Source organism: Prosthecobacter sp. SYSU 5D2 (assembly GCF_039655865.1).
Taxonomy (GTDB): domain Bacteria; phylum Verrucomicrobiota; class Verrucomicrobiia; order Verrucomicrobiales; family Verrucomicrobiaceae; genus Prosthecobacter.
Window position 1 is genome coordinate 50,910 of sequence record NZ_JBBYXL010000004.1, and the last position, 25,926, is coordinate 76,835.

20 protein-coding genes are annotated in these 25,926 nt (G+C 59.8%); 13 read left to right on the plus strand and 7 right to left on the minus strand.

The window, feature by feature from the left end:
• The first annotated feature begins 109 nt into the window (after positions 1-109).
• Positions 110-1,069 (plus strand): substrate-binding domain-containing protein, encoded by a 960-nt coding sequence (locus WJU23_RS07660; protein ID WP_346331961.1) that lies wholly within the window; start codon positions 110-112, stop codon positions 1,067-1,069.
• A 10-nt stretch (positions 1,070-1,079) separates the two neighbouring features.
• A complete protein-coding gene (locus tag WJU23_RS07665) occupies positions 1,080-2,393 on the plus strand; it encodes an ABC transporter permease (protein WP_346331962.1) in 1,314 nt (437 codons plus the stop codon).
• A gap of 13 nt (positions 2,394-2,406) precedes the next feature.
• Here WJU23_RS07665 and WJU23_RS07670 read toward each other — a convergent pair whose 3' ends face one another.
• Positions 2,407-3,783 carry a glycosyltransferase family 39 protein gene (locus tag WJU23_RS07670; protein ID WP_346331963.1) on the minus strand — a complete coding sequence of 459 codons (1,377 nt, stop codon included), beginning with the start codon at positions 3,781-3,783 and terminating at the stop codon, positions 2,407-2,409.
• Positions 3,784-4,099: 316 nt separating this feature from the next.
• Here WJU23_RS07670 and WJU23_RS07675 point away from each other — a divergent pair, with 316 nt between their 5' ends.
• Together WJU23_RS07675 and WJU23_RS07680 are read left to right on the plus strand one after the other, a co-directional pair.
• Positions 4,100-4,543 (plus strand): universal stress protein, encoded by a 444-nt coding sequence (locus tag WJU23_RS07675; protein WP_346331964.1) that lies wholly within the window; start codon positions 4,100-4,102, stop codon positions 4,541-4,543.
• A 104-nt stretch (positions 4,544-4,647) separates the two neighbouring features.
• Positions 4,648-8,796 carry a S8 family serine peptidase gene (locus WJU23_RS07680; RefSeq protein WP_346331965.1) on the plus strand — a complete coding sequence of 1,383 codons (4,149 nt, stop codon included), beginning with the start codon at positions 4,648-4,650 and terminating at the stop codon, positions 8,794-8,796.
• A 12-nt stretch (positions 8,797-8,808) separates the two neighbouring features.
• Here WJU23_RS07680 and WJU23_RS07685 read toward each other — a convergent pair whose 3' ends face one another.
• Positions 8,809-9,840 carry a cobalamin-independent methionine synthase II family protein gene (locus tag WJU23_RS07685; protein WP_346331966.1) on the minus strand — a complete coding sequence of 344 codons (1,032 nt, stop codon included), beginning with the start codon at positions 9,838-9,840 and terminating at the stop codon, positions 8,809-8,811.
• A gap of 125 nt (positions 9,841-9,965) precedes the next feature.
• Between WJU23_RS07685 and WJU23_RS07690 the strand changes: the two genes are divergently transcribed.
• The 7 genes from WJU23_RS07690 to WJU23_RS07720 all read left to right on the plus strand — a co-directional run bounded on the left by WJU23_RS07690 (position 9,966) and on the right by WJU23_RS07720 (position 20,767).
• Complete coding sequence (locus WJU23_RS07690) at positions 9,966-10,550, plus strand: hypothetical protein (RefSeq protein ID WP_346331967.1); 585 nt, start codon at positions 9,966-9,968, stop codon at positions 10,548-10,550.
• Between the two features lie 15 nt (positions 10,551-10,565).
• Positions 10,566-12,020: a sulfatase gene (locus WJU23_RS07695; RefSeq protein ID WP_346331968.1), complete on the plus strand. Its 1,455-nt coding sequence runs from the start codon at positions 10,566-10,568 to the stop codon at positions 12,018-12,020.
• Between the two features lie 54 nt (positions 12,021-12,074).
• Positions 12,075-13,091: an NAD(P)H-dependent glycerol-3-phosphate dehydrogenase gene (locus WJU23_RS07700; protein ID WP_346331969.1), complete on the plus strand. Its 1,017-nt coding sequence runs from the start codon at positions 12,075-12,077 to the stop codon at positions 13,089-13,091.
• Between the two features lie 121 nt (positions 13,092-13,212).
• Positions 13,213-14,241: an L-threonine 3-dehydrogenase gene (tdh, locus tag WJU23_RS07705; RefSeq protein ID WP_346331970.1), complete on the plus strand. Its 1,029-nt coding sequence runs from the start codon at positions 13,213-13,215 to the stop codon at positions 14,239-14,241.
• 9 nt (positions 14,242-14,250) lie between these two features.
• The gene (ald, locus tag WJU23_RS07710) at positions 14,251-15,354 is read left to right on the plus strand and encodes an alanine dehydrogenase (RefSeq protein WP_346331971.1); all 1,104 of its coding nucleotides are present in this window, start codon (positions 14,251-14,253) and stop codon (positions 15,352-15,354) included.
• Positions 15,351-16,547 carry a glycine C-acetyltransferase gene (locus WJU23_RS07715; RefSeq protein WP_346331972.1) on the plus strand — a complete coding sequence of 399 codons (1,197 nt, stop codon included), beginning with the start codon at positions 15,351-15,353 and terminating at the stop codon, positions 16,545-16,547. The genes ald and WJU23_RS07715 overlap by 4 nt, the downstream gene beginning before the upstream one ends.
• A gap of 110 nt (positions 16,548-16,657) precedes the next feature.
• On the plus strand, positions 16,658-20,767 hold the full coding sequence (locus tag WJU23_RS07720; RefSeq protein WP_346331973.1) for an autotransporter-associated beta strand repeat-containing protein: 4,110 nt from the start codon (positions 16,658-16,660) through the stop codon (positions 20,765-20,767).
• A 27-nt stretch (positions 20,768-20,794) separates the two neighbouring features.
• On the opposite strand, the gene WJU23_RS07725 is transcribed toward WJU23_RS07720, so the two are convergent.
• The 4 genes from WJU23_RS07725 to WJU23_RS07740 form a co-directional block, all read right to left on the minus strand.
• Positions 20,795-21,100: a hypothetical protein gene (locus WJU23_RS07725; protein WP_346331974.1), complete on the minus strand. Its 306-nt coding sequence runs from the start codon at positions 21,098-21,100 to the stop codon at positions 20,795-20,797.
• A 165-nt stretch (positions 21,101-21,265) separates the two neighbouring features.
• Positions 21,266-22,735, minus strand: coding sequence for an ammonium transporter (locus WJU23_RS07730; protein ID WP_346331975.1), 1,470 nt, complete (start codon positions 22,733-22,735; stop codon positions 21,266-21,268).
• 22 nt (positions 22,736-22,757) lie between these two features.
• The gene (locus WJU23_RS07735; RefSeq protein WP_346331976.1) at positions 22,758-23,453 is read right to left on the minus strand and encodes a hypothetical protein; all 696 of its coding nucleotides are present in this window, start codon (positions 23,451-23,453) and stop codon (positions 22,758-22,760) included.
• 12 nt (positions 23,454-23,465) lie between these two features.
• Positions 23,466-23,753, minus strand: coding sequence for a hypothetical protein (locus WJU23_RS07740; RefSeq protein ID WP_346331977.1), 288 nt, complete (start codon positions 23,751-23,753; stop codon positions 23,466-23,468).
• Positions 23,754-23,966: 213 nt separating this feature from the next.
• Between WJU23_RS07740 and WJU23_RS07745 the strand changes: the two genes are divergently transcribed.
• Complete coding sequence (locus WJU23_RS07745) at positions 23,967-24,746, plus strand: SDR family oxidoreductase (protein ID WP_346331978.1); 780 nt, start codon at positions 23,967-23,969, stop codon at positions 24,744-24,746.
• A gap of 60 nt (positions 24,747-24,806) precedes the next feature.
• Complete coding sequence (locus WJU23_RS07750) at positions 24,807-25,343, plus strand: hypothetical protein (RefSeq protein ID WP_346331979.1); 537 nt, start codon at positions 24,807-24,809, stop codon at positions 25,341-25,343.
• Positions 25,344-25,432: 89 nt separating this feature from the next.
• Here WJU23_RS07750 and WJU23_RS07755 read toward each other — a convergent pair whose 3' ends face one another.
• Positions 25,433-25,912, minus strand: a complete 480-nt coding sequence (locus WJU23_RS07755) for a glycine cleavage system protein H (RefSeq protein WP_346331980.1) — start codon at positions 25,910-25,912, stop codon at positions 25,433-25,435.
• Positions 25,913-25,926 lie beyond the last annotated feature (14 nt).

The window sequence follows — 25,926 nt, forward strand, 5'->3', positions numbered from 1 at the left end:
GTGTCGCTACATAAACGACGGTATTCGCCCCCTTTTCACGTACAGAATGATTGTCATTTGGTAACGTTACTCTCATGATCGTCACGTCTAACCTGCCTGCCGACCCACTATGACCCCCGCCCTACGTCGCCTCATGGGCTCAGGCTTGCTGCTTGCTCTCACCACCTGCGGCCAGCCTGAGACCGTTGAAACAACCTCCCGCGGGACCATTGCCGCGTCATTGCTGACGCTGGACAATCCCTTCTTCAAAGTCATTGGCGACAACCTGGCCGCCGAGGGAAAAAAACAGGGCTATGAGGTGATCGTCGTCAGCGGGGACAAAGACGTGGCCAAGCAGAGCAACCAGGTGAAGGATTTCATCGTCAAGAAGGTCAGCGCCATTGTCCTCAGCCCCTGCGATTCCAAGTCCATCGTGCCCGTCATCCAGGAGGCCAATGCCGCGGGCATCCCGGTCTTTACCGTGGACGTTCCCTGCAATGAACCGGGGGTGGAAATCGTCACCCAGATCGCCACGGACAACTACGGCGGCGGCAAGGAAGCCGGACAGGCGATGATCGAGGCGCTGGGCTCCGGTGGCGGAAAGGTGGCGGTACTGCACCTCAAACAGGTGGAGTCCTGCCAGCTCCGCGTGAAGGGTTTCCGTGAAGTGATTGATGCCCATAATGCCAGAGGCAAACCCAAGATAGACATCGTGGCGGAACTGGAAAGCGGCGGAGCCAAGGATCTGGGCTACAAGGCGGCGGAAGACACCCTGCAGGCGCATGGAGACCTGCGCGGAATCTTTGCCATCAATGACCCTGCCGCCCTGGGGGCACGTGCGGCCCTGGAGAAGGCGGGCAAGGAAAAGCAGGTGGTCATCATCGGGTTTGATGGCCAGCCCGAGGGCAAACAGGCCATCAAGGAAGGCAAGATTTACGCGGATCCCATTCAGTTTCCCGACCGGATGGGCATCCAGCTTGTCGAGTCCATCATGACCTGGTCCCGCGGGCTGCCGCAGCCGCCGCAGATCCTCATTCCCACCCAGCTTTACCGCCAGGCAGATGCGCTGAACGATCCTGAGCTGAAATAATCCGCCCGCCATGAAAGCCCCCCTGCTCCGCCTTCTGTCAGATCATGGCATGATCTTCGTGCTGGCCGCCCTCTGTGCCTTCTTCAGCTTCGTCACCCTGACTGACCAGTCCGTGACGGGAGAGGCCGCAGTGGCGCAGGTGGCCGAAATGGCAAGCCAGGGCCAGCAGGTGATGATCGCCGTACGGGCTTCCGCAGAAGAATCCGCTTATGCAGAGGCTGTGGCGGCAGCGGTGACCAAGGCGGGAGCGGAAGTGGTCGCTGTAGTGAAAGGCTCCCCAGCAGACATGCGTGCAGCTTTAGAAAAGACAGCCGCATCAGGCGGCAGGCTGGATGCCGTCATCGCCGGAGAGGAATCCGCCCGTTGGCTGGTGATGGCGGAGATTTCAAAGGACTTCCCTGCGCTGGGAACACCTGTCGTGGTGAAGCCTGACAGCTACCGCTGGCCCAATTTCCTGAAAGCGGACAACCTGCTCAACATTGCCAACCAGATTGCGGTGATCGCCATCATCGCCATCGGCATGACGATGGTCATCATCACTGCCGGTATTGATCTGTCGGTGGGCAGCCTGCTGGCCCTGTCGGCGGTGCTCGTCTCCCTCTTCATCCGCGAGTATGCAGGTGCCCTGGAGGCCGGACCTGGCGGCATGATCCTGGCTTGCATTGTGGCCGTGGCGGCCTGCGGCCTGGCTGGCGGCTTTTCCGGCCTGATGATCACTCGTTTTGATATCCCGCCCTTCATCGTCACCCTGGCCATGATGCTGGTGACCAGCGGTTTTGCCTACACCCTCTCTGAAGGCCAGTCCGTTTATCAGATTCCGGATTCATTCGTCTGGTTAGGCCGGGGCGCGGACGTGCTGAGCATCCCCAATGCCGTCATGCTCATGCTGGGGCTCTATGCCGCCGCCCATGTGGTGATGACCCAGATGCGCATCGGACGGTATCTGTATGCTGTGGGCGGCAATCGTGAAGCCGCCCACATCTCCGGTGTGCCGGTGAAGCGGGTGCTGATGTTTGCCTACCTCATCAGCGGCATGCTCGCCGGTCTGGGCGGTGTGGTCATGGCGTCCCAGTTGAAAAGCGGTTCACCGACCTATGGCGGCATGTATGAGCTCTATGTCATCGCAGCCGTGGTGGTGGGCGGCACCAGCCTCAGCGGTGGAAAAGGCAGCATGGTCGGCACCCTGACCGGAGCCTTTATCATCGCCGTCATCCAGAACGGCATGAATCTGACCAATGTGGAAAGCTACACCCAAAAAGTGGTGCTGGGCGCGGTCATTCTAGGGGCCGTTCTGGTGGATAAAATGCGCCAGAATCAGATGTAATGATCAGACCAGGTTACAGGCTGCGGCGCACAAAAACAGCCAGACGGCCAGGTGCGGCCTGGTGCGGGCGGGTGGTGGCCGTCTCATGTTCCAGCGTCCAGGAGCTGAGATCCGCCAGGGCTTGGATCAGCAGCTTTTCATGAGCGCTGGCTTCTGTCCCTTGAGGAGCATAATCAATAAAAACATGGGTGATTTCGGCTTTGTCCAGCCAGGCCCGCATTTCATCAGCAGTCCCAAAGGTGGCCTGGTAGTCCCGTCCCAGCCAGTCGGATTTCGCCAGCGCCTTGGTACCCCGGTGAATCCGCAGGGGGGAAGGTGAACGCTCCTTCAACGCGAAAGCTGCCGAAGCGATAACCGCACCTTCCCCGCGCGCGTCAGCACACACCAGCCAATGCGACTGCAGTTCAGGCAAACCGCCATCCAAGGCTTTCAAGACAGCACTGCGATAGCCGCTGACGTTTTTTACCAGCAGCCCGGGAGCCTGCATCCAAACCAAAAGCGCCAGGCTGAAGCAGGCCGGCACGGCGAGCCGGGTACGTCTGAGAGTCACCTCAAAAAAGGACACTGCCAGCAGAGCCACCACCGGCACCAATGGCATGAAATAACGGCTGCTATAACCCGCAGGAATGAGCAGCATGATGAGGACCGTGCCCAGCAGCAGCCCGAGAAGGGCGGTGCGCCGGACATCCGGCTGGACTTTGACCTGGGTGAATCCCAGCCAGACCGCCAGACCGCCCAGGGCGATCATGGCCGTGGCCAGACCAAAGGTGCTGGAAAGCGTGAACGGATAATATTTTAAAGCACCCCAGGCAAAGCTGAGCGCGCTGGTAGAAACCATGCCCTCGCGGGTGATGCCGGTGGAATAAAGCATCCACGGACCTGCCATCACCACCACCGGCAGCCCGGCCAGCCAAAAGGCCGGCTTTTTCAAAAGCGCCCACCGGCCAGCTCCAACCAGGCTGACCGCCGGTATGAGGGCCAGGGCCAGTCCGGAGCCCTTGGTCAGGATGGCCGCAGCCGCGGTAAAGCCAAAAAGAAGAGCCATGCCCGCACGCGGTTTTTCCAGGAAGCGCGCCCAGATCTCCACCGACAGCAGGCACAGACATGCCAGCAACAAGTCCGCCATGATGAGCTGGCTGAGCTTGAGCGTGATGGGAAATCCGGCACACAACAAGGCGGCGGCCAGGGCTGCACGCTCACGCAGCATCCGCCTGCCGACCCAAAAGACCAGCATGGACAGTCCCGCAACGAGCAATGCCTGAAGCACCAGCAGTACCTGTGGCTGGTCCCACGCCAAAAGCACCAGTGCAGCCAGGGCATAATAGCCTGGAGGATAATGTCCCAATGCTACCTTTGGAAAGTCCTCATAATATTGTCTCGCGAAGGACATGGGTGACTGAGGGTACCCCGTTACCAGATAGTCCCTCACCATCAGACTGGTGACTGCGTGTGCCGGCTCATCCGGATCCGACCCGATGTCAGAGGTCCACACCCCGGTCAGGGTTTGGAAAGACAAAACGGCCAAAGCGACGCCCACAAAGAGCATCAAGGCACGCAATCGGACAGAGGCGGGCTGGACAGACATATTCAAAGCTTCAGGCATGAGCGGAGGAGCTTGCCGCAGAGGTCGGCTGAGAGCAAGGCAGGACGCAATCATCACATCATCGGCATTGCCAGAAGGCGAAAAATGATCCTTTATGATGCTGATGACCACCCCAACGATCCCCGGTTTTTGGCAAAAAATTCTCGTTCCAACGGATTTTTCAAACTGCTCTCTGGCCGCCCTTAAGTCTGCATCCAGGTTGCAAGAAACTTCCACGGCCCAGATCGTCCTCCTGCACGTCACGGAAGAAGGTCACGAAGGTTTGCGCATCCGCACAGAGGATCTTCATGACAAAATGCGCTATGAGGCAGAGCAGACGCTGAGAAAACTGGCCAAAGAGCATTTCCCCCGCCCGGATGAAATCGTTGTTCAGATTGAAGAAGGCCGTCCGGCGGAAACCATCTGCCAGGTGGCAGAAAAAGAAAAGGCGGACGTCATCCTCATTCCCACGCACGGACATACCGGTCTCAAGCACATGCTTCTGGGCAGCATCGCTGAAAAAGTGGTCCGTCAGGCCCACTGCGATGTCCTGGTCGTGAGACAGTGAGAATCATCGGACCACCATATTAACAGGTGTAATTTATAATTTCTATAAATTAAACTTGGCGGTGTCAGGGTGTTGGCGGATGGTACAGGACCTGTCTTGTTGCCATGCCTAGCCCCTTCCAGCTCTTCCGCCGCTCCTTAGCTCTGGCCGTTCTTTTGGGACTGGGAGGCACAGGAATATGGATGGCCATTCCCTCTTCGGTCCGGCATCCGGCAGAGACTTCAAATGCTACGGAACTGCTTCCAGATTCCCCCAGGGTCGCGCTGAAGGCGGTTCAAGACATCTCCGTCGCAGACACCAAAGAAGATCTCGGGCTTCAGCAGCCAATGGATTCCGATGCCCTCAAAAGAGCCGGTGAGGATCTGCGGGCAGGACGCCCCTTTGCCCTGAATGAAAACGGCATTCCAGCCAGCTACCAACTGGCACTGGATGAGGTTTATGATCCGACCGCGCCGGTGAATCAAAGGCTGAGGAAGATCCAGGCCAAAAGCTCGGCAGCCGAGCTGCTCACTTTCGCCGAGTCCGAAGCTCAGCGCCTGGGCAGATGGCCTGGCCTGGTGGCCTACCCGGAAAAAGGGCCGCAGGATGCCGCGCACCGCCGGGTCCTGACGGAGCAGGTTTTGCTCAAAACAACGGATGCACCGGAAGCAGAGAAACTGGCCATTAACAACGGCCTGAAAGTGACCGGCCGCCCGGCGTATGCGAAACAGCACCTGGTGGCCGAGGCGGCCAGTCCGCTGGCCGCGCTGGATGCGCTTGCCACCATGATGGGAGATGCCGCCGTGCTGAGTATGGAGCCGCTTTTGATGAGGCTGCGAATGCGCAAAGTGCTCCTGAACGACCCCTACTTGCAGGACCAATGGCACCTGAAAAACACCGGCCAGGCGGGAGGCAAAAAAGGCGTGGACATCGGCATTGACGCGGTCTGGCAGGACGACGATGCCGGCCTCAGCCTGACCCAGGGCCAGGGCATTCGCATCGCCATCGTGGATGACGGCCTTCAGATGAATCATCCCGACCTCATCGCAAACGTGGACCTGTCTCCCAATCATTATGACTGGAATGGCGAGGACACTGACCCGTCTGCCGAATCTGGGGATGACCATGGGACTGCCGTTGCCGGTCTGGTGGCAGCACGCGGCAACAACAACATCGGCATCAGTGGCGTGGCTCCGCGAGCCACTCTGGTGGGCTTTCGCCTGATTGCTGATATGAGCACGGCTATCACCGAATCTGAATCCGTCATCTATGGAAACGACGTCATCCAGGTCAAAAACAACAGTTGGGGTTATCCCGACGGTTATCCTTTTGAACTGGGAACCTCAAGCGAGCTCATGCAGGCGGCGATGGAGGAAGCGGCTGCCACGGGACGCGGAGGATTGGGCACCCTTTCCGTCTGGGCATCTGGCAATGGCCGCCACATCGGTGACCAGGGAAACAAAGACGCCTATAGCAACAGCATCTATGGCATCGCCGTCGGTTCCATCACCAACAAAGGCAAGCTGACACTCTACAGTGAAGGCGGCAGCCACCTCTGCGTTGTGGCACCATCTGCCGGGACCAAGGGCGGGATGATCACCACGGATCTCATGGGCATCGCCGGTGCCAACTCAGGCAGCCTGAAAAATCTTTCGGATGTGGATTACACCAATGACTTCAATGGCACCTCAGCTTCCGCTCCGGTCGTTTCAGGTGTCATCGCCCTGATGCTCCAGGCAAATCCCCATCTGAACTGGCGCGATGTGAAAGAGATCCTCCTGCGCTCCTCTGTCAAAATCCTGCCCAAAAACAAGGGCTGGACTGAGCGCGCCAACTGGGATGAATGGGAAGCAGAAATGCCGCCCATCAAACATCATGAATCCTATGGCGGTGGCCTCATCAATGCCCCAAATGCTATCCGGCTGGCAAAGGTGTGGCCCAGCCTGGGAAGCATGGTCTCGATCTCGCGTTCTGAAGCGCCACCGAGCACGACCGCCAGTCTCGGCGGAAGCACCAAAGGGACCACTTTAATACTCGCCCCATTGCCGGAAGAGAAAAAAGTGAAGACCAAAGCCACAAGGCTGAACCTGGACTTCAGCAACCAGACCGCCCTCCGCGTGGAGCACGTGACGGTGCGGGTGAACGCCACCCACGCCCGCCGGGGAGATCTGACCATCAAGCTCATCTCCCCGAGCGGCACGATAAGCACGCTGGCCACCTATTCAAAGAGAGACACAGGAGCCAATTATACGGACTGGACCTTTAGCAGCGTCCGGCATTGGGGTGAATCTTCGCGGGGCATCTGGTCTGTGGTGGCTTCTGAACCGGAGGACGATGTGGATGGCACGCTAGGCTCTGTGACCGTCGCCATGCATGGGACGGCCTATCCGGCAGTTCTGGTGGAGTCAGCTCCCATCTCGCAACTTGTCCCGGAAAACAGCAGCACCGATTTCACGGCGGTAGTGGAGACGCCGGCTTTCTCCACGACTACCAGGCAGTGGTTTAAAAAAGGCAAAGCCATCCCGGATGCCACCAAGGATGTGCTCAGCTTCCCGGCGGTGCAACTGGGTGACGCCGGGCTTTACAGTTACACGGTGGAGAATCTCATTGGGCTGACGGAGATCCCAGTCAGCCTGGGTGTCGTGCGCACCGCCATTGCCGGGCAGCAGGTTCTTGCCGGCAAGACGGCCACTTTTAAAGTCGAGGCAGCAGGACCCGACCTGCGATATCAATGGTTCATTGGCAGCCAGGCCCTGAGGGATGACGGACGCATCACCGGTAGCCGGAGTGCCACACTGAAAGTGAAAAAGGTCACCCTGGCAGATTCAAATGATTATTACTGCCAGGTCAGCATGGGAGACCTGAATCTGAATACCCTGCGTGCCAATCTGGCCATCACCATCCCGCCATCGCTGGAGCTTTTTGAAGCGCCGCTTCCAAGCATTGTCAGCAGCTTCACGGACCACCCCATTGTGGCCTTGAACGGAGCCACCGGTTACCGGGCAACAGGCCTGCCGCCCGGAGTCAAAATTGACAAGGCCACGGGCAGCTTCATCGGCAGGCCCACCAAGCCTGGGACGTACAACATCACGCTCATCGCCAGCAATGCGGCAGGCTCCAGCCCGCCGGTGTCTTTCGTCTGGGAAGTGGCGGATCTGCCTGAGGGTACCGTTGGCACCTATCGCGGCCTTGTGGAGCGCTACGATCTCTATAACCAGGGCTACGGCGGCGCATTCACGCTGACCATCGGCAAGACAGGCCTCTTCACGGGCACGGTCACCCAAGGCAAGCTGCGCACCCCTTTCAAAGGAGCCCTGGATGCCTATGCAGGGGAAGTTTTCTCCACCGGAACCGTCAGCCTTCGCCAGCCTGCAAAGGCTGACCCCTTGGTGCTGACCTTTACCCTGGAAAACGGCAGAATAGATGGCAGCATGGGCCGGGATGAGGACGATGAATACGCCAGCCTCTGGGCGCTCAAGCAATGGATCGCGCTGCCTGGAGAACTCGCCTCCCTGCCAGGCAGATACAACGTTCCTTTGATGCCCGAAGAAACCTCCGCCATCTATCCCCTCGGCAGCGGTTATCTTTCCCTCGCCGTTTCCGCCAAAGGCCGGATCAACTACGCCGGACGGCTGGCGGACGGCACAGCGTTGACCGGTGGCGGCATCGGTCTCGCCGAAGGTATTCTCCCCTTGCATCATATGCTTTACAAAAAAACCGGCTCCGTTCAGGGAAGCCTGGCGCTGGATGAAACGCGGACGTTTTTCAGCGCGGAGATGGACTGGTTTAAATCCCCCCAGCCTGCCAATGCCGCCACGCGCGTGTATCGCAACGGTTTCCCGCTCCATACGCTCAGCGGCACCGGTGGCCGCTACACCGCCCCGGCAGCCGGTCAGTTGCTGCTGGATCTGCCCCTTACGGAAAACAATGCCCGGCTGACGTTCAGCGAAGGCGGGCTTTTTATCCCTTTCTCGCAGACCTTCAGCCTGGTGCTGAACAACAAAGCTGTCTTCCCCGCTGCTACTGGCAATCCCCATCAGCTCAAGCTGACGCTCAATGCCAAAACCGGCCTCATCTCTGGCAAAGGTGCCACCATGGACATTGACCCGGCTAACCCTGCTCTCAACCGTCAGCGGGCGGGCACCGGCAGCGCACTCATCATTCCTGGGTTGGACAGAGCCGAAGGCCATTTCCTGCTGCCTGCGGATACCAGCAAGACAGCCCAGATCCTTTCAGGCCGCCTGCGAATGCTGCCCGCCAGCGCATTGGACTGATCTGCCGCAGGCCTACAGAGCCGCTTTCACCTTCGCCACTCCGGCGACCATGTTCGCCAGCTTTTGCTTCGCCGCCCATCGCGCCGTCTGGCTCAAACCGCAGTCAGGCGCCAAGACCAACCGCTCCGCGGGGGCATGTTTTAAACAGGCCCGCACCGCATCCGCCACGTTGTCAGGGCTTTCGATGTAATAGCTTTTCACATCAATCACCCCCACGGCCACATCCGTGCGTTTGGCGATCTCTCCGATGATCTCCAGCTCTGCATACTCGCGGTTGGCCATCTCCACATGGATCTCATCGCAATGCAGATCCAGGAAGTCCGGGAACAAGGGTGCATACTTGCGATAGCCCACCGGATGGCCTTTGAAGTTGCCAAAACACAGGTGCGTGCAAATGCGCGCCTGCCCATAGCCGCTTTCCACCGTGCGATTAAAGAGGTCCACAAAACGCCGCGTGTCCTCACGGAATCCATAGCAGCTCATGCTCGGTTCATCCACGCAGATCTCCTCCGCCCCCGCCGCCACCAGGTCCGCGATCTCCTGCCTAACGATGGGCAGAAGCGCCTCCGTAATGGCATAACGGTCAGCATACTGTTGGTTAGGCGCAAGCCTCCCGCTCAGGGTATAGGGACCGGGCACACTCACCTTCAGCCTTTTCCCCGATCGCTCAGCCAGCCGTTTCAGCCGCTTGAATTCTTCCACCGCCCCCAGCCCACGCGGAGCGAGCAGTTCTCCGGTGATCTCATGCTTCCCGCGCTGATCATGAGCTGGAGGGCCAAAGCGGCGCGGACTGGCAGGCTCCAATGCGATGCCTTCGATGAACCCATAAAATGACAGGTTAAAGTCAAACCGCGTCTGCTCCCCGTCCGTGATGACATCCAGCCCGGCGGCAAGCTGGTCCTGGATCGCCACCGTCGTCGCATCATCCTGCATCTCCGCCAGATCCGCGCTGCCAAACTGGCCCAGATGCTGAGCAGAAAATTCCAGCCACCCAGGAAAAGGGTAGCTACCGATGACTGAGGTACGCAGAGGTTGATCCTTCATTTCATCAAGGCTACAGCCTGACCATCCTGGCAGTCAACCAGGACCCGCATCTCGCAATTCTTTCAATGGGATAATCCATCCGCACAATGCTGGACATCATGCTGGCTTCTCCAGTATTCTCCTTTATGCGCTTGCTCTACCCCCGCCTCAGCTTGCACCAGTTTGCCTGGATGCTGTTGTTCGGACTCGTTGGAGCACTGATTGCAGGAGCTTATGGAATCCTGCATGACCAGATCACGATGCGGTTGGGCGTGGAGTATTTTTCGCGCTTTAAGCTCGAGCAGTTTCATTACCTGGACGCTTCAGCACCCCTTCATCTCAACGTCATGAAAATCGGTTTCCTGGCCACCTGGTGGGTGGGGCTTTTTGCGGGCTGGTTCATGGGTCGCGTGACGCTCCCTCACGAACCTGTCAAAGTCGCAGCCAGGCGATGCGCCATCGGTGTCGGACTCATGATCATGGTCGCTGTCATCTTCGCTGTCGGCGCCAGCATTTGGGCCCCCACACAGTTGGAGGATGCACGCATTGGAAACTGGTCGGACATGCTATCTTTTTATCATATCCAGGATCCCCTGGCCTTCATCCGTGTGGGTTATATTCATAATGCCAGCTACCTCGGCGGACTGGTGGGGCTTATTAGCGTTCTGGCCTGGCTGAGGATCACGCGCAAACCCTCGCCAAAAATCCCCGCGAGACTGCCGCTTTCCTGACGTTTCCAGCGGGTCATGTTCGCCCGGATCACCACCTGCCTCCTTTTCGTTTCCGCCTCGCTTCTTTGCGCGGCACCGAATGTGCTGTTCATCGCGGTGGATGATCTTCGTCCCGAACTGGGGTGTTATGGCACCAGCTTCATTCAGTCGCCTAACATTGACAAGCTGGCCGCCAGCAGCGTGCTTTTTGATCGAGCTTACTGCCAGGTGGCTGTGTGCAATCCCTCACGCAACAGTGTGCTCAGCGGCTTTCGATCCGATACCACCACCATCCTGGCCAACAACACCTACCTCCGCCCCGCCCTGCCGGATGTGGTGACGCTGCCGCAGCATTTCAAAAACCACGGCTACACTTCGCTCTCGCTCGGCAAGATTTTCCATCACAGCCAGACCGAACCTGGTGATGATCCGCAAAGCTGGAGCGAACCCTCCTGGTACCAGGGCCAGCCCTACCGCCATTGGTTCACCAAGGAATCCGAGGACTTCATCAAAGAGATGAAACAAAGGCCCAAAAAGGACCAGCCCCGGCTCATCCGGGCCAAACCTTATGAAGCGGCCAATGAGCCTGACGATGTGTATCCCGACGGCCAGACCGCCCTCAAAGCCATCGAGACACTTCAGCGTCTGAAAAGTGAAGGCAAACCTTTCTTTCTCGGCGTCGGTTTTGTGAAGCCGCACCTGCCTTTCACCTGCCCGCAAAAGTACTGGGACCTGTATCCCGAAGACAGCATCCGCATGCCGGAAAACTCCGCCCCGCCAGAAGGTGTTCCCTCCCCTGCCCTGCATGATCTATACGAGCTGCGCAGCTACGGCGGCATCCCTCGTACCGGTGACATTGACGAAGCCACAGCGCTGAAACTCATCCGTGCCTACCGCGCCTGTGTCAGCTTCATGGATGCCCAGTTAGGCCGTGTCATTGACGAGCTGGACCGCCTCGGTCTTCGCGAGAATACCATCATCGTTTTGTGGGGTGACCATGGTTATCATCTGGGGGAACAGGGCCTCTTCACCAAGATGACCAACTTTGAACTCGGCACCCGCGTGCCCTTGCTCGTCAGCGCCCCCGGCATGAAAGCCCCGGGCCAGAAAAGCCGCGCCTTGGTGGAGCTGGTGGACCTTTACCCCACCCTGGCCGAACTCGCCGGACTGCCCGTTGCGGATTCCCTGGAAGGCAGCAGCCTTGCCCCCCTGCTGGACACACCGGACCGCCCTTGGAAAAAGGCCGCCTTCAGTGTGTATCTGCGTCGCGGGCCGGAAGGCTACAAAGGCCGCAGCATCCGCACCGACCGCTGGCGCTACACCGAATGGAAAACCCCCAAAGGCAAGGACGCCGGCACCGAGCTGTATGACCATGATAATGATCCCAAGGAGACCGTGAACCTGGCCGCAGATGCCAAGCACGCCGAGACTGTGCAGCAACTGTCCGCCCAGCTTGCAGCAGGCTGGAAAGAGGCCGTCCCGGCACCTTGACCTTGGCCGCTTGACCACCTCCTGACCACCCCTTATAAAGGCGGTCCAATCATCATGCCTGCCCCCCTGCCCTACACCAACGCCCTCGTCATCGGAGCCGGAAGCTGGGGGACGGCGCTCACCGCTGTCCTGGCCGAGCGAGGCCTTAAGGTTCAGTTTTGGGGCCGCGACCCGGCGCTGATGGAAGAGATCCAGACCACCCGCCGGAACTCCCGTTACCTGCCCGGCCTGGTGCTGCCACCCAGCATCCATGCCACGGCCAATGCGGCCGAATTAAAGCCAGCCGACCTGGCGGTGTTTGTCGTGCCTTCCAAAGCCGTTCGCGAGACCGCCGCCAGCATGGCCGCCCTCCCCGCTTTGCAGTCCGTCCGTGTCATCATCTCCTGCGCGAAGGGCATCGAGATGGACAGCGGCAAGCGGCTGACTGAGATCCTGGCGGAATCTTTTGCTTCCACCCCGCTGGCTGTGCTCACGGGCCCGAATCATGCCGAGGAAGTCTCCCAAAGGATGGCCACGGCGGCCGTCGTTGCCTGTGAACAGGAAGACATCGCCCGTGAGGTGCAGGGCTGTTTCACCCTGCCCTGGTTCCGCACTTATACCAGCGATGACGTCACCGGAGTGGAGTGGGCCGGTGCCATGAAAAACCCCTACGCCATTGCCGCCGGCATCGCCCTCGGTTTGAAGCTGGGGGACAATGCTATCGCCGCCCTCGTCACCCGTGCCCTTGCGGAGATGGTGCGCATGGGCATCGCCATGGGTGGCCGTGCCGAATCCTTCATGGGCCTCGGCGGCGTGGGGGATCTCATGGCCACCTGTTACTCCGAGCACAGCCGCAACCACCGCGTGGGCCGGCTCATTGGTGAAGGCATGCCGCTTCAGGAAATCATGTCCAGCACCCGCATGGTGGCCGAGGGCGTGCCCAACACCGCCAGTCTTCACCGCGCCGCCAAAACCAAAGGCGTCCGCACCCCCCTGCTGGATGAAATCTACGCCATCCTCTATGAGGACAAGCCCGCCAAAGACGCCATGCGCGCCCTCCTCTCCCGCGATCCACGGGCAGAAAACGAGTAAACCGTAACCCGGCCAGCGTATCTTTAATGCGCACCCCATGACACTTTACCGGAATCCATTCCCATAAACCGGAATAAACTTCTTGCCAACTTAATGGATACACATCCAATATACCGTTACCATGAAAGCACTTGTCAAAGCCCATGCAGAACGCGGCCTCTGGCTGCAAGACGTGCCTGAACCTGAGGTGGGCATCAATGATGTGCTCATCAAGGTGCGCAAAACCGGCATTTGCGGCACCGACCTCCACATTTATAAATGGGATGCGTGGGCGCAAAAGACCATCCCGGCACCCATGGTGGTGGGGCATGAGTTTGTGGGAGAGGTCATCCGCGTCGGATCCAATGTCTCCGACTTCCACCCCGGTGAAATCGTCAGCGCCGAAGGCCATGTCGTCTGTGGCCGCTGCCGCAACTGCCTGGCCGGCCGCCGTCATTTGTGCAAGGACACCGTCGGCATCGGCGTGAACCGCACGGGAGCCTTTGCCGAATACATCAGTGTGCCGATGACCAACGTCTGGCATCACCGCGAAGGGGTGGATGAGGAAGTGGCGTCCATCTTTGATCCCTTTGGCAATGCCGTCCACACCGCCCTGGCCTTTGAATGCCTGGGGGAGGACGTGCTGATCACCGGAGCAGGCCCCATCGGCATCATGGCCATCCCTGTGGTTAGGCACGCAGGCGCACGCCACGTCGTCATCACCGATGTGAACGACTATCGCCTGGACCTCGCCCGCCAGATGGGCGCGACAGTTGCCGTCAATGTGCAGACGCAAAACCTGACCGATGTGCAAAAGCAGCTCGGCATGAAGGAGGGTTTTGATGTCGGCCTGGAGATGAGCGGCAATGCCTCCGCCTTCCGCAATATGATTGATAACATGTGCCATGGCGGCAAGATCGCCATGCTCGGCATCCCGTCGGAATCCATCAGCATTGACTGGAACAAGGTCATTTTCAACATGCTCACTATCAAAGGCATCTATGGCCGGGAGATGTATGAAACCTGGTACCAGATGAGTGTCATGCTGGAATGCGGACTGAACATCAAGCCCGTCATCACCCATCGTTTTCATTACACCGACTTTGAACAGGGTTTTGCGGCAATGGAGTCTGGTCATTGCGGCAAGGTTGTGCTGGACTGGAGCCACTAATTTCACCCTATGAACATCGGCGTCCCCAAAGAAATCAAGGAGCAGGAAAACCGTGTGGCGCTGACTCCCTCAGCCGCCTACCAGCTCATCAAGCGCGGTCATCAGGTCTTCGTCGAAACCAATGCCGGCAACGGCGCTGGTTTCCCCGACAAGGACTATGAAGCCGTCGGTGCCACCCTGCTCACCGACCACGCCAGCATCTTTGAAAAGGCCGAACTCATTGTGAAAGTGAAGGAGCCTCTGCCTTCCGAATACGGCCTGCTTCGTCCCGGCCATCTACTCTTCACCTACCTGCATCTCGCGGCCAACCGCCCGCTGACGGAGGCCCTACTCCAATCCGGCGCGACCGCTTTGGCCTACGAGACCATTGAGGTGAATCATCGCCTGCCCCTGTTGGAACCAATGAGCGAGATCGCCGGGCGCATGTCGGTGCTGGTGGGCGGTTACTTTTTGGCCAAACACGCCGGTGGCAGCGGCACCCTGCTCGGCGGTGTGCCCGGCGTACTGCCAGGGAAGGTCGTTGTCATTGGTGGTGGTGTCGCCGGCATCAATGCCGCCCGCATGGCCACCGGCCTCGGCGCAGACGTGACGATCTTGGAAGTGGATCTGGAAAGGATGCGTTTCCTGGACATCACCCTGCATACCGCTCATACGCTTTACTCCAACGAAACCCACCTCATGGAGCTGCTGCCGCAGGTGGATCTGCTCATCGGGGCCGTGCTCGTTCCAGGGGCTCGCGCGCCGAAGCTGATCAACCGCGCCATGCTGCGCCAGATGCGCCCCGGCAGTGTGCTCGTGGACATTGCCGTGGACCAGGGCGGCTGCGCCGAAACCACCCGCCCCACCACCCATCACGATCCCGTGTATGTGGAGGAAGGCGTGACCCATTATTGTGTGGCCAACATGCCCGGTGCCTATGCCCGCACCGCCACCCAGGCCCTCATCAACGTCACCCACCGCTACATCGAGCTCCTCGCCGACCACGGTCTCCAGGAAGCCTGCCACCGCCAGCCCGCCCTTCTCGGTGGCATCAACGTCATGCACGGCACCCTCCACAACGAAGCCGTCGCACAGGCCCACAGCATGGCGTTTACACCTCCAGTTTTTCCATGAAATCCTACTCGCGCTTCCAATCCCATCTCACCGACCAGCTAGTCGCCGTTCGTGAAGCCGGGACCTATAAAAAAGAGCGCACGCTGACGACGCCCCAGGGCACCAGTGTGCAGGCGGATGGCGGGCGGGAGGTGATCAATCTTTGCGCCAATAACTACCTCGGTCTGGCCCAGCATCCACAGGTCCGGCAAGCGGCCCATGACGCCCTGGACAAATGGGGCTACGGCCTGGCCAGCGTGCGTTTTATCTGCGGCACCCAGGAAGTGCATAAAGAACTCGAAGCCAGCCTCAGCGACTTTCTCGGCACGGAGGACACTCTCCTCTACGGCTCCTGCTTCGATGCCAACGGAGGATTGTTTGAAACCTTGTTAGGCGCTGAGGATGCCGTTATCAGCGATGAACTGAACCACGCCTCCATCATAGACGGCGTACGCCTGTGCAAAGCCGCGCGTTATCGTTACAAAAACAATGACATGGCCGATCTGGAAGCCCGCCTGCAGGAAGCCACGGACAAAGGCGCACGCTTCAAGCTCATCGCCACGGATGGTGTCTTCTCCATGGACGGCTACATAGCCAATCTGAAAGCCATTTGCGACCTGGCAGACAAGTACGATGCCCTGGTCATGGTGGATGATTCCCATGCGGTCGGCTTCATGGGGGCCCATGGCCGAGGCACGCATGAGCATTGCGGCGTCATGGGCCGCGTGGACATCCTCACCGGCACGCTGGGCAAGGCCCTCGGAGGAGCCAGCGGCGGTTACACCAGCGGACGAAAAGAGATCATTGAATGGCTGCGCCAGCGATCACGCCCCTATCTTTTTTCCAACACACTTGCCCCCGTTATCGCAGGCGCTTCCATTGCCGCACTGGACCTGTTAAAAAGCTCCACCTCCCTGCGTGACCAGCTCGAAACCAACACCCGCTTTTTCCGCGCAGCCATGACCGAGGCCGGATTCAATCTGCTGCCCGGTGAGCACCCCATCGTGCCCATCATGCTGGGCGATGCTTCACTGGCCGCCAAGTTCGCCGAGGCCATGCTGCAACATGGCGTCTATGTCATCGGTTTCAGCTATCCCGTCGTGCCCCAGGGCAAGGCCCGCATCCGCACCCAAATCAGCGCGGCTCATACTATGCTTGAGCTGGATGCAGCCGTGAAAGCCTTCATCGAAGTGAAGCGTGAACTAGGCGTTTAAGGTTCCTACCAGCTTTTCCAGACCAGCACCTGAAATAAGCAGTATTCTTATCTCTTCGCATAATCCAGCAAACAAGTTGCAAACAGGTGACAAGTTCGTTTCCTGGCTGGATGACGGCTTCCCCCCAACCGCTTCATCGTCTTGTCGTATCTTTATGTCTGGCCATCCTGCTCACCATCCAGGGCCAGGCCGCGCCTTTCTTTTGGGATGCAGAGCCCGGCACCTTGCTCAATCAGAACGGCAACGGCACCTGGATTTCCGGTGGCAATGCCGCTGATTCCAACTGGACCGGCAGTGCCGGCGGCAGCAACACCCCCTGGACCAATGGCAGCCACACGGCCAACCTGGGAGCCACCACGGGCTACGATAACGACGGGGTGGGCGGCAGCATCACCCTGGGTGAAAACATCACCACCAACCGCATTGACAAAAGCAGCCGCGCCGGTGCCTACATCATTGATCCCGGCACCGGTTTTAGCCTCACCCTGACCGGATCCAATCCGGGCTTCGGGAATAACAACAGCAGTGCCGCCGCCGCCCTGACCATCAACGCATCTGTGGATGCCGGCACCTCTGAACTGCTCAAGTTTAACAACGGCACCGTGATTCTCGCCGCCGACAACACCTGGTCTGGCGGCACCCGTATCACGACCAATGCCACGTCAGGAACCAACAGCGTTTTGCAAATCGGCAATGGAGGCACCACTGGCACCCTCGGCAGCGGCAACGTCACCTTTGCCACCAGCCACGCCTCCCCCGTCAGCGCCCAAACCGTCCTCGCCCTTAATCGTAGCGATACGGTCACCCTCACCCAAAATCTTGTCAGCGGCACCACCGATCCCAACAAAGGCATCCTGCGCCAGGCAGGCACCGGCACGCTCATCGTCGCCAGTGAAAACACCGCCTTCACCGGTGCCGCGCAGGTCACCGCAGGCACGCTGCAAATCGGCGACGGAGCCACCAGCGGAGCCCTGGCCACGGCCACCGGCATCAGCATCTCCAGCGGAGCTACCCTGCGCTTTGACCGCACGGATGCCACCAGCTTCAGCACCCCCGTCACCGGTGCAGGCCGCCTGCAGAAGGCCGGCACCGGCACCCTGACCCTTTCCGGCGCAGCGCACACCTACAGCGGAGGCACCGTCATCGAAGCAGGCGTCCTTCAGATCGCCAATGACAACGCCCTGCCCACATCTACCACCGTAACCTTCTCGGGTCCTGGCACCCTGGATCTCAATGGCTTCGAACAGACCGTGGGCAACCTTTCCGTGGCAGACAATGTCACCGGCACAGTCATCGGCACAGGCAGCACCCTCACCGCAGGCGCGGCCAACATGGTCATCGGCGGCGTGGCAGGCGGCAGCAGCGCCAGCCTGGACATGTCCGGGCTGGACACCTTTGTCTTCAATGGTCCCACACGCAGTCTGTCCGTCGGCGGCACTTATGTCTCCAGTGCGGGTGCGGCGCTTTTCACCAGCGGCACGCTTCGCCTGGCACAAAGCAACCTCATCACAGCTGCCTCCGTCAACATTGGCAACGTCAACTCCGGCGGTGGCAACCATGAAAATACCGGCACCCTCCTGCTGGGTCAGACAAACAGCATCACCGCTGCTACCCTCAACATTGGCGCGGAGTTTAAAAACCAGGGCTTCGTTTACTTTGCCGATGGCATCACCGGCGGCACCGTCACCCTGCGCGGCACCAATCCCGACGAGCGGATGAACATCCTCATCAGCAGGCACGACTCCAATGGCGTCACCGTGGATGAAAGTTACTTCGACAGCCGCGGCGGCACCCTGGATGCCCTGGTAGGCACCCTCACCCTCGGTGTCACCAGCAACCGCTCCCGCTCCGCCCTGGGTCGTTTCAGCATCGGCCTCGGCACCCTGGATGCCACCACCATCATTCTCGGCCAGCGACTCAGCAGCGCAGGCAGCACAGGTGGAGCTGGTGCCAGCCCTACGGGTACGCTTGAACTGGACGGCGGACTCATCCTCGCCCGCACCATCCTTTTTGCCGACAAACGTGACGCAGGTGTCCCCGGCACCGTCACCGGCATCTTCAATTTTCTCAGCGGCACCCTGCGTGCAGAGACCCTGCAAGGCGGCGCGGGGACCGAAGGCGTGAGCCGTCTGCTCAACTGGACCTCCGGCACCATCCAGCCCTATGATGCCTCCGGTGACCTCACCATCAATGACATCACCTTTCAGCTCATGGGCACCGGTGACCGCCTGTTCCAGATCGGCGAAGACCGCACCATCACCCTGAATGCGGCCATCAACAACGGCCCCACCGCCCCTGCCGTGGCCTTTACCAAACAAGGCGCAGGCACCCTCCTCGTGGGCAGTTCTGGCAGCACCCATACCGGCAGCATTGACCTCCAGGAAGGCATTCTCCGCACCACCACTAATGAAGTGCTCTCCAACGGAGCCGTGGTCAGCTTCACCGGCAGCGCCACCCTGGATCTTCAGAGCTTCAGCGAGACCGTCTCCTCCCTCACCGTCGCCGCCGGTCAGACCGCCACCGTTCTGAGCGCCAATGGCAGCCTCACCCTCAGCAGCGGTCCCAACTGGGTCATTGGCGCCTCCGTTGCCAATACGTCCACGATCCTGGACATGTCCGGTCTCGGCAGCTTCATCTTCGACAGCAGCACGGCCGACATCCACCTCGGTTCACAGGGCAATTTGGTTAACAATAGCGTCACCGTTTTCCTGGCCGCAGGCAGCAACCAGGTCACCGCCAAGTCCTTCGGCATCGCCACCCTGACCGCTGGTGCCACGGGCGGGCAAAACATCGGTACTGTTTACCTGGGCCAGACCAACGAGATCAATGCCAGCAACCTCATCATCGGCGGTTTGAAAAGCCTCACCCGGCTGGAGTTTGCTGACGGAATCACCGGTGGCAGCCTGAAAATCCGTGCCACGGATGGCACCGCGCGTGCCACCTGGCTCATTGGCCGCGGACAGAGCAGCCCTGTGGGCACCGATGCTACCGTGGACCTCAGTTCGGGGAGTATTGATGCCCTCATTGGCACCCTTACCATCGGCCAGAATGATAACAACGGCACCCAAGGTTCCAACACCACCGGCAGCCTGACCGTCAGCGCAGGCACCCTGGATGCCACCAGCATCATCCTCGGCACCCTGACCTCCACCTCCACATCCGCCACTTACCGGGCGGATGGCACCCTGACCCTAAATGGACCCGGCAGCATCAAAGCCGGCACCCTCACGCTCTCTCAACGCACCAGCACCGGCGCAGGCTTTGCCAATGGCACTTTCAACCTCCTCGGCGGCACCCTCCAGGCGGCCACCATCCAGCGCGGCACCGCCCCCAAAGGCGATGCCATCTTTAACTGGGAAGCCGGCACCCTGGAAAACTACGACAGTACAACCGGCCTCACCATCACCGGACTGGACCTCCGCCTCAGCGGCAGCGGCGCCCGCACCTTCAGCGTCACCCCCGGTCGCACCACCACCGTCAATTCCGCCATTGTGGATGGCAGCAGCCCCGGCCCCCTGGCCTTCACCAAAACCGGCACCGGCACACTGCTGCTGAACTCCGCCAGCACCTACACCGGCCAGACCACCATTCAGGAAGGCATCCTCCTCGCCGCCAACAGCAGCGGCTCCGCCACGGGCGCAGGCAGCATCCTCATCCAGGCCAATGGCACCCTGGCAGGCAGCGGTCGCCTGGCCCCGCAAGGCACCGCCTCCCTGCTCAATGAAGGCACACTGAAAGCAGGCACCCCCGGCAGCCTCACGGCCAGCAGCCTAACGCTGGCTCTGGATGCCACCACGGGCGGCCTCACCTCCACCGGCAGCCTTTCCTTCAGCCTTTTCACCAATGCGGGTGATAACAGCGCCATCTCCACCGCCGCCGACCGCCTCCTCATCACCGGAGCCGAGGCCACAGACATCTCCCTCAGCAGTATCTTGCACCTCAGTTTGGGCCAGGGCAGCACGCTGGTTTCCGAAGACTTCAGCGAAGGCGACCGCTGGCTGCTTGTGGACTGGAGCAGCATTGTCACCGGTCTGCCCGGTGTGAACTTCACGGCCATCCAGACTGAAGGCATCACTCTGCCCACCGATTTGAAATGGACCTATGAGTTCAATCAAACCGGCCTCTATGCCGTCGTCACCATCATTCCGGAGCCTGGCCGCATGGCCCTGCTCGGCCTGGGCCTTGGCCTGGTCTTCCTGCGGCGCAAACGCCAGCATTGAGACCAGGCCAGGGGGTCTTTTCCTGGATCAGGCCATGACCTTCACCGCGCCGACGCATTCTTTGCATCCGCCGGCGTCAACGATCAATGAGGTCGGCCGCAGTTCCTGACAGCGGTCGCACATTCTGAAAAAGCGGCGGTCCTTCAGCACCGCCAGCCGCGCCATTTCCACATTCTCAGGCAGCGCCCGTACGGGAAGCATTCTGCCGACACCTTTCCAGGTGACTTCTGGATTTTCTGACGACGGTTTTTTGACCACCATGGCCTGGACCCACTGGCCAAGGCTGGTTTTGATAACACGGGTGTATTTATGTGCGATTTCGACTTCTGTCATAATGGGGGGGGGAGGTTACAACAAGCACCAGGATTCGTGCCAAGCTAGGCAAATCACCAGCGACAAGTCACAAACGTGTCTAAATTCAGCTCAAGGGGGCCTTATTGGACACAATATGAAATCAAGAATTTCAATGTGTCCTTTTGCTCACCCGCTCCGTTTGCCTCACGCCTGCTCCGTTGTCTGGAAGTCAGGGTAGGCGTTTGCCGAGTGTTCGGAGAAGTCCAGACCGTCAATCTGCTCCGTATCCGTGGCCCGAAGCCCGACGGTCAGGTCCACCAGTTTGAAGATGGCGAAGCACAAAACAAAGGCCGTCCCGCTGATGGCGAAGGTGCCCAGCGCCTGCACCCCAAACTTCTGTGCATCAAACCCCGCTTCGTCAAAAAGCGAGACCGACAGCGTCCCCCACCAGCCGTTCACCAGATGCACGGGCACCGCCCCTACCGCATCATCAATGCACATCCGTTCCAGGCCGATGGTCGCCACGGTGGTCAGCAGACCAGCCACAATACCGACGATCAATGCCGAGCCTGGGGTGATGCTTGCACAGCAGGCGGTGATGCCCACCAGCCCACCCAACGCTCCGTTGAGCGTGATGCCCACATCCGGCCGCCCTTGAACAAACCACATGGAGATCATCGCCGCGATCGCCCCCGCGGCCGGAGCCACTGTCGTGTTCACCACGATGCGGCCAATGCTCGCATTGGCGATCAGTGTGGATCCGCCATTAAAGCCAAACCAGCCGAACCACAGAATAAACACCCCCAGCGCTGCCAGCGGAATGTTATGCCCGGCGATGAGGCGGGAAGAACCGTCTTTGCCAAACCGGCCGTGCCTGGCCCCCACCACCAGAATGCCCGCCAGCGCACACGCACCGCCGCAGGCATGCACCACGGTAGAGCCTGCAAAGTCCACAAAACCCATCGCCTCCAGCCAGCCCGGCTCCCCGCCCACACCAAAGCTGCCGCCAAAGCTGCCCCAGGCCCAATGCCCGGTCAGGGGATAAATGAATCCCGAGAGAATCCCCGCATACACCAGATACCCGATGAACTTGGTCCGTTCCGCCATGGCCCCGGAGACGATGGTGCAGGCCGTGCCCGCAAAGACCACCTGGAAGAACCAGAAGCTCCAAAGGCTGTCATCCCCCGGATGCCCCGACAGCCAGAAGCTGTCCGTGCCGATCCAGCCGTCCCAGGAGGTGCCAAACATCAGGCCGAACCCCAGGAACATGAACACCAGTGTGGCGATGCTAAAATCCAGAAAGTTTTTCATGATGATGTTGATGCTGTTTTTGGCCCTGGAAAAACCCAGCTCCACCATCGCAAATCCGGCCTGCATCATGAAGACCAGCGCCCCGCTCAGGATGATCCACACATAGTTGATGTTCACCTGAAGAGCCTCGACCTCGGCTTTGGCCACGGTTCCCACATCCGCTGTTGCGGCAGCAGGTGCCGTCGCGAGCGGTTCAGCGCCCACCTTGCTGGCCACTTCATTCAGCGTCGTCTGGCTTGCGTCCAGCTTTTGGATGATGGTGTCCAGCCTCGTTTCAATGCCGTTCTGGGCTTGAACCGGGATCGTCGTTAAAGCCAGGCAGGCGAGGCCAGCAAGGGCCGTCAGGAGGGAGCGCTTGATCATGAAATGGGAGAAAAGTCTGCGGTCAAAGTTCGTCGAGGTGGGAATCCAGTTCGGAGAGCAACTGCCTTCGCTTGGAAACATTCGGGATGTGTTCAATGACACTGATGGCCAGTTTGCGGACCTGTTTGGGATTCAGCCGATAGGGATCCGGTGTGCCGCTGTCCTGGAGCGTCCGGTCAATCAGGTTGGAAACCTGCGCGCGCCCCATGACCTTGCCCAAAATGCCTTCGATAACCTTGCGCACCTGGCCCCAGTTGTTGACCACCATCTCCGCCTTGTCCGTCATTTCCTGAAGGCGGCGCGGGCTGGTTACGACCAGTTCCTCGATGCCGTCCTCCGTGCGCGGAGTCGAGGCGCCAGGCTCCGTGGAGAGCCCGTCCAGCAGGGCGGCGTGATCATTCAGCAGCACTGTCGCCGCGCTGGCCGCAAGGTCAGCATCCGCCCGGCCTGTGAGCAGAAAGACCAGCACGCTCTCCTCCTTGACAAGCACCAGCAGCACACCGCCGTCAAATTCCAGATACACCTGGCGCATCTTGCGGCGCACCTGGCGGTAGCCTTCCAGCATCTGGCCCAGCGTATCCGTCAGGTCCAGTGCCCGGCCTTCAGAAAAGGGCATCTGGCGGTGGACCGTGTTGCGGCCCTTGAAGAGCATCACACCCGCCACCCCTTCCAGCCTTTGCAATGCAGCCACCGCTGCGATCAGAGAATTCAAAGTCATACGCAGGGGATCTTAGCTCCTGGCCAGGGATTCTTTGATCTGCTTCAATGACCGCCGGTTGCTGCTCACCACCCCGTGCCATCCGTTGGCGGAGGAGTGAAACGCCGTCTGCCCCTCCCTGTCTTCCACGATGCCGAGCTGAAGCTGGTGCATGCCCAGCGTCTCCGCCAGCTTATGCGCATAGAAAGTGATATATTTCACCTCGCTGGCAAATCGCTGTGAAGACTCCGCATCCCCACCGGACAAGGATTCCCTCCCCTGCAGGGTATCCATCTTGATCAGTCCAGGGTCAGGTTCCATGCGGATGACATTGGAGGGTTGCTGCCCTTGTACGGGCCGGTTGGTTTGGATGGGAATGATTCGGGTTGCTTCCACAACCTTCATAAGTAGCACGCAGCGTGCCACTTTTAAGCTGTACACAATCTCATCATCTGGACTTGACGGGCTTTCTCCATTCGACATCGGCTTATCCCTTGCTCTGCTCTAACTCTGTCAGCCTTTCCCCCTCCCATCATGTCTTCCATCTTTGAACTCTTCTCTCTTCAAAACAAAACCGCTGTCGTCATCGGCGGCACAGGCGAGCTCTGCGGTGCCATCGCCCAAGGCTATGCCAGTGCCGGGGCGGAAGTGGTCCTCGTGGGCAGGGATCCTGCCAAGGCTGAAAAACGCCTTGAAGCCATCCATGCCGCAGGTGGCCAGGGATATTTTGTCAGTGCTGATGCCTCCCGCAAATCCGACCTTCAGCTCCTGCTGGACCAGGTCCTGGAGCGCTCCGGCGGCTGCCACATCCTGGTCAATGGTGCCGGGGTGAACTCTGCCACCCCCTTCCTGGACATCCCAGAGGAGGAATACGACCGGATCATGGGCATCAACACCAAAGGCGTGTTTCTGGCCTGCCAGGTCTTTGGCAAATACTTTGTCGAAAACAAGGTGGAAGCCTCCATCATCAACCTCGGCTCCATGTCTGGACTGCTTCCCCTCAGCCGCGTCTTCACCTACAGCATGTCCAAAGGAGCCGTGCACAATCTCAGCAAGAACCTGGCCCGCGAATGGGCGCCCCTGGGCATCCGGGTGAACACCCTGGTCCCCGGCTTCTTCCCGGCGGAGCAGAATAAGAAAGTCCTCACCCCGGACCGCGTGGCCAAGATCATGGGCCACACTCCCATGAACCGCTTCGGGGCCGCCAATGAACTCGTCGGTGCCGCCCTCCTTCTCGCCGCCAATGGCGCAGGCAGCTTCCTCACCGGCCAGGAGATGGTCGTGGATGGAGGTTACAGTTCCATGACGATTTGATCGTTTTAGGACGAAATAATGGTTGTGGAAAAATCGGCCTCCTGATAAAAACGCGCCCTTGTGAATTTATTGGTTCGTTTTTCCAGCCTCATCAGCCTCCTCTGCGCCAGCGTTTATGCGCAGGACAGCCTGCTGCCCCTGCCAGAGGGAGGCCCTGATTTTCACACCTTGGAGGTGCCTGCTGAGACCGTCGTCTTCCTCAAGCCCACGAAGTCCATCAAGCCGCCGATACCGGCAGCCAGCTCCGCCCTGGCCGTCGCCAGGCCTCAGATCCATGCGCCCACCGTCGCCCGCCTCCGCCGACTCATTCTCATGCCCGGCGGCCTTTCCCCGGAGATGATGCGCGAGCAAATGGTGGCCAGCGGCCAGAACCGCACCCCGGTCACCATCGTCGGCATGGAGGCCCCCGCTCCCATTTTGAGCAATCTCGCCAATTTCTTCGGCAGCGATGTCAATGCAGACACCCAGAAGCAGCTTCTGGACACCGTCAGCCAGGGCATGGGCAACAAGACCTCCAAGGTCCCACGCCGCGTTGAAGTCGTCGGCTGGCTGCCGAATGAAGGTGTGATGGCCCTGGCCGTCTATCCCGAAAGCTGATAGTAGCTCAGTTGGGCCCCAACTGACTCTCCCTGATCGTCCGCCATGAGATAAGGGTCTTTGAACAACTCTCTCGAATACTGTGCCCCTTACTCCTCCCCTGCCCCCTCTTCCCCGTGGCCTTCCTCCGCCATGCGGTGAATGATGCCTGACAGGTATTCGATGTACCCATGCACATCCAGGTGGTCTTCCTCCGGCTCACCTTCCACGGCATACAGCCAGCCCACTTCATACGGGTCCGTCCTCACCACACAGGCATCCTGTTTTAAATAGGGATTGCCGCCGGCAAAACGGCCGCTCATCACCGAATAGACATCCGATGCGGCCTTGAAGCCCTCCACCCAGCCGATGTTTTTCCCTGGCTCAACCACATCGCCTTCTTTAGTCGGCCATTCGCAGTCCACCAGCTCCCCCAGCATCCGGGTGGCGAATTTGGTAAACCCCACCCGCCAGACGCCCGGCTGATCCGCCACGGGAGCCATCCAATAATGCGAGCGTGAATAGCTGTAAGCCTCAGGAAAGCGGGCGGAAAAACGGGCGTGTTTGAAGCGGACGGTCGGCAGGGACATGGCGGGAGCAGGAG

Coding starts and splice junctions, on each gene's coding strand:
- WJU23_RS07740 (WP_346331977.1), bottom strand. CDS start 23,753: ATGGAACCTGACCCTGGACTGATCAAGATGGATACCCTGCAGGGGAGG.
- WJU23_RS07670 (WP_346331963.1), bottom strand. CDS start 3,783: ATGTCCTTCGCGAGACAATATTATGAGGACTTTCCAAAGGTAGCATTG.
- WJU23_RS07660 (WP_346331961.1), top strand. CDS start 110: ATGACCCCCGCCCTACGTCGCCTCATGGGCTCAGGCTTGCTGCTTGCT.
- WJU23_RS07755 (WP_346331980.1), bottom strand. CDS start 25,912: ATGTCCCTGCCGACCGTCCGCTTCAAACACGCCCGTTTTTCCGCCCGC.
- WJU23_RS07735 (WP_346331976.1), bottom strand. CDS start 23,453: ATGACTTTGAATTCTCTGATCGCAGCGGTGGCTGCATTGCAAAGGCTG.
- WJU23_RS07675 (WP_346331964.1), top strand. CDS start 4,100: ATGACCACCCCAACGATCCCCGGTTTTTGGCAAAAAATTCTCGTTCCA.
- WJU23_RS07700 (WP_346331969.1), top strand. CDS start 12,075: ATGCCTGCCCCCCTGCCCTACACCAACGCCCTCGTCATCGGAGCCGGA.
- WJU23_RS07745 (WP_346331978.1), top strand. CDS start 23,967: ATGTCTTCCATCTTTGAACTCTTCTCTCTTCAAAACAAAACCGCTGTC.
- WJU23_RS07680 (WP_346331965.1), top strand. CDS start 4,648: ATGCCTAGCCCCTTCCAGCTCTTCCGCCGCTCCTTAGCTCTGGCCGTT.
- WJU23_RS07690 (WP_346331967.1), top strand. CDS start 9,966: ATGCGCTTGCTCTACCCCCGCCTCAGCTTGCACCAGTTTGCCTGGATG.
- tdh (WP_346331970.1), top strand. CDS start 13,213: ATGAAAGCACTTGTCAAAGCCCATGCAGAACGCGGCCTCTGGCTGCAA.
- WJU23_RS07685 (WP_346331966.1), bottom strand. CDS start 9,840: ATGAAGGATCAACCTCTGCGTACCTCAGTCATCGGTAGCTACCCTTTT.
- ald (WP_346331971.1), top strand. CDS start 14,251: ATGAACATCGGCGTCCCCAAAGAAATCAAGGAGCAGGAAAACCGTGTG.
- WJU23_RS07725 (WP_346331974.1), bottom strand. CDS start 21,100: ATGACAGAAGTCGAAATCGCACATAAATACACCCGTGTTATCAAAACC.
- WJU23_RS07665 (WP_346331962.1), top strand. CDS start 1,080: ATGAAAGCCCCCCTGCTCCGCCTTCTGTCAGATCATGGCATGATCTTC.
- WJU23_RS07715 (WP_346331972.1), top strand. CDS start 15,351: ATGAAATCCTACTCGCGCTTCCAATCCCATCTCACCGACCAGCTAGTC.
- WJU23_RS07720 (WP_346331973.1), top strand. CDS start 16,658: ATGACGGCTTCCCCCCAACCGCTTCATCGTCTTGTCGTATCTTTATGT.
- WJU23_RS07695 (WP_346331968.1), top strand. CDS start 10,566: ATGTTCGCCCGGATCACCACCTGCCTCCTTTTCGTTTCCGCCTCGCTT.
- WJU23_RS07730 (WP_346331975.1), bottom strand. CDS start 22,735: ATGATCAAGCGCTCCCTCCTGACGGCCCTTGCTGGCCTCGCCTGCCTG.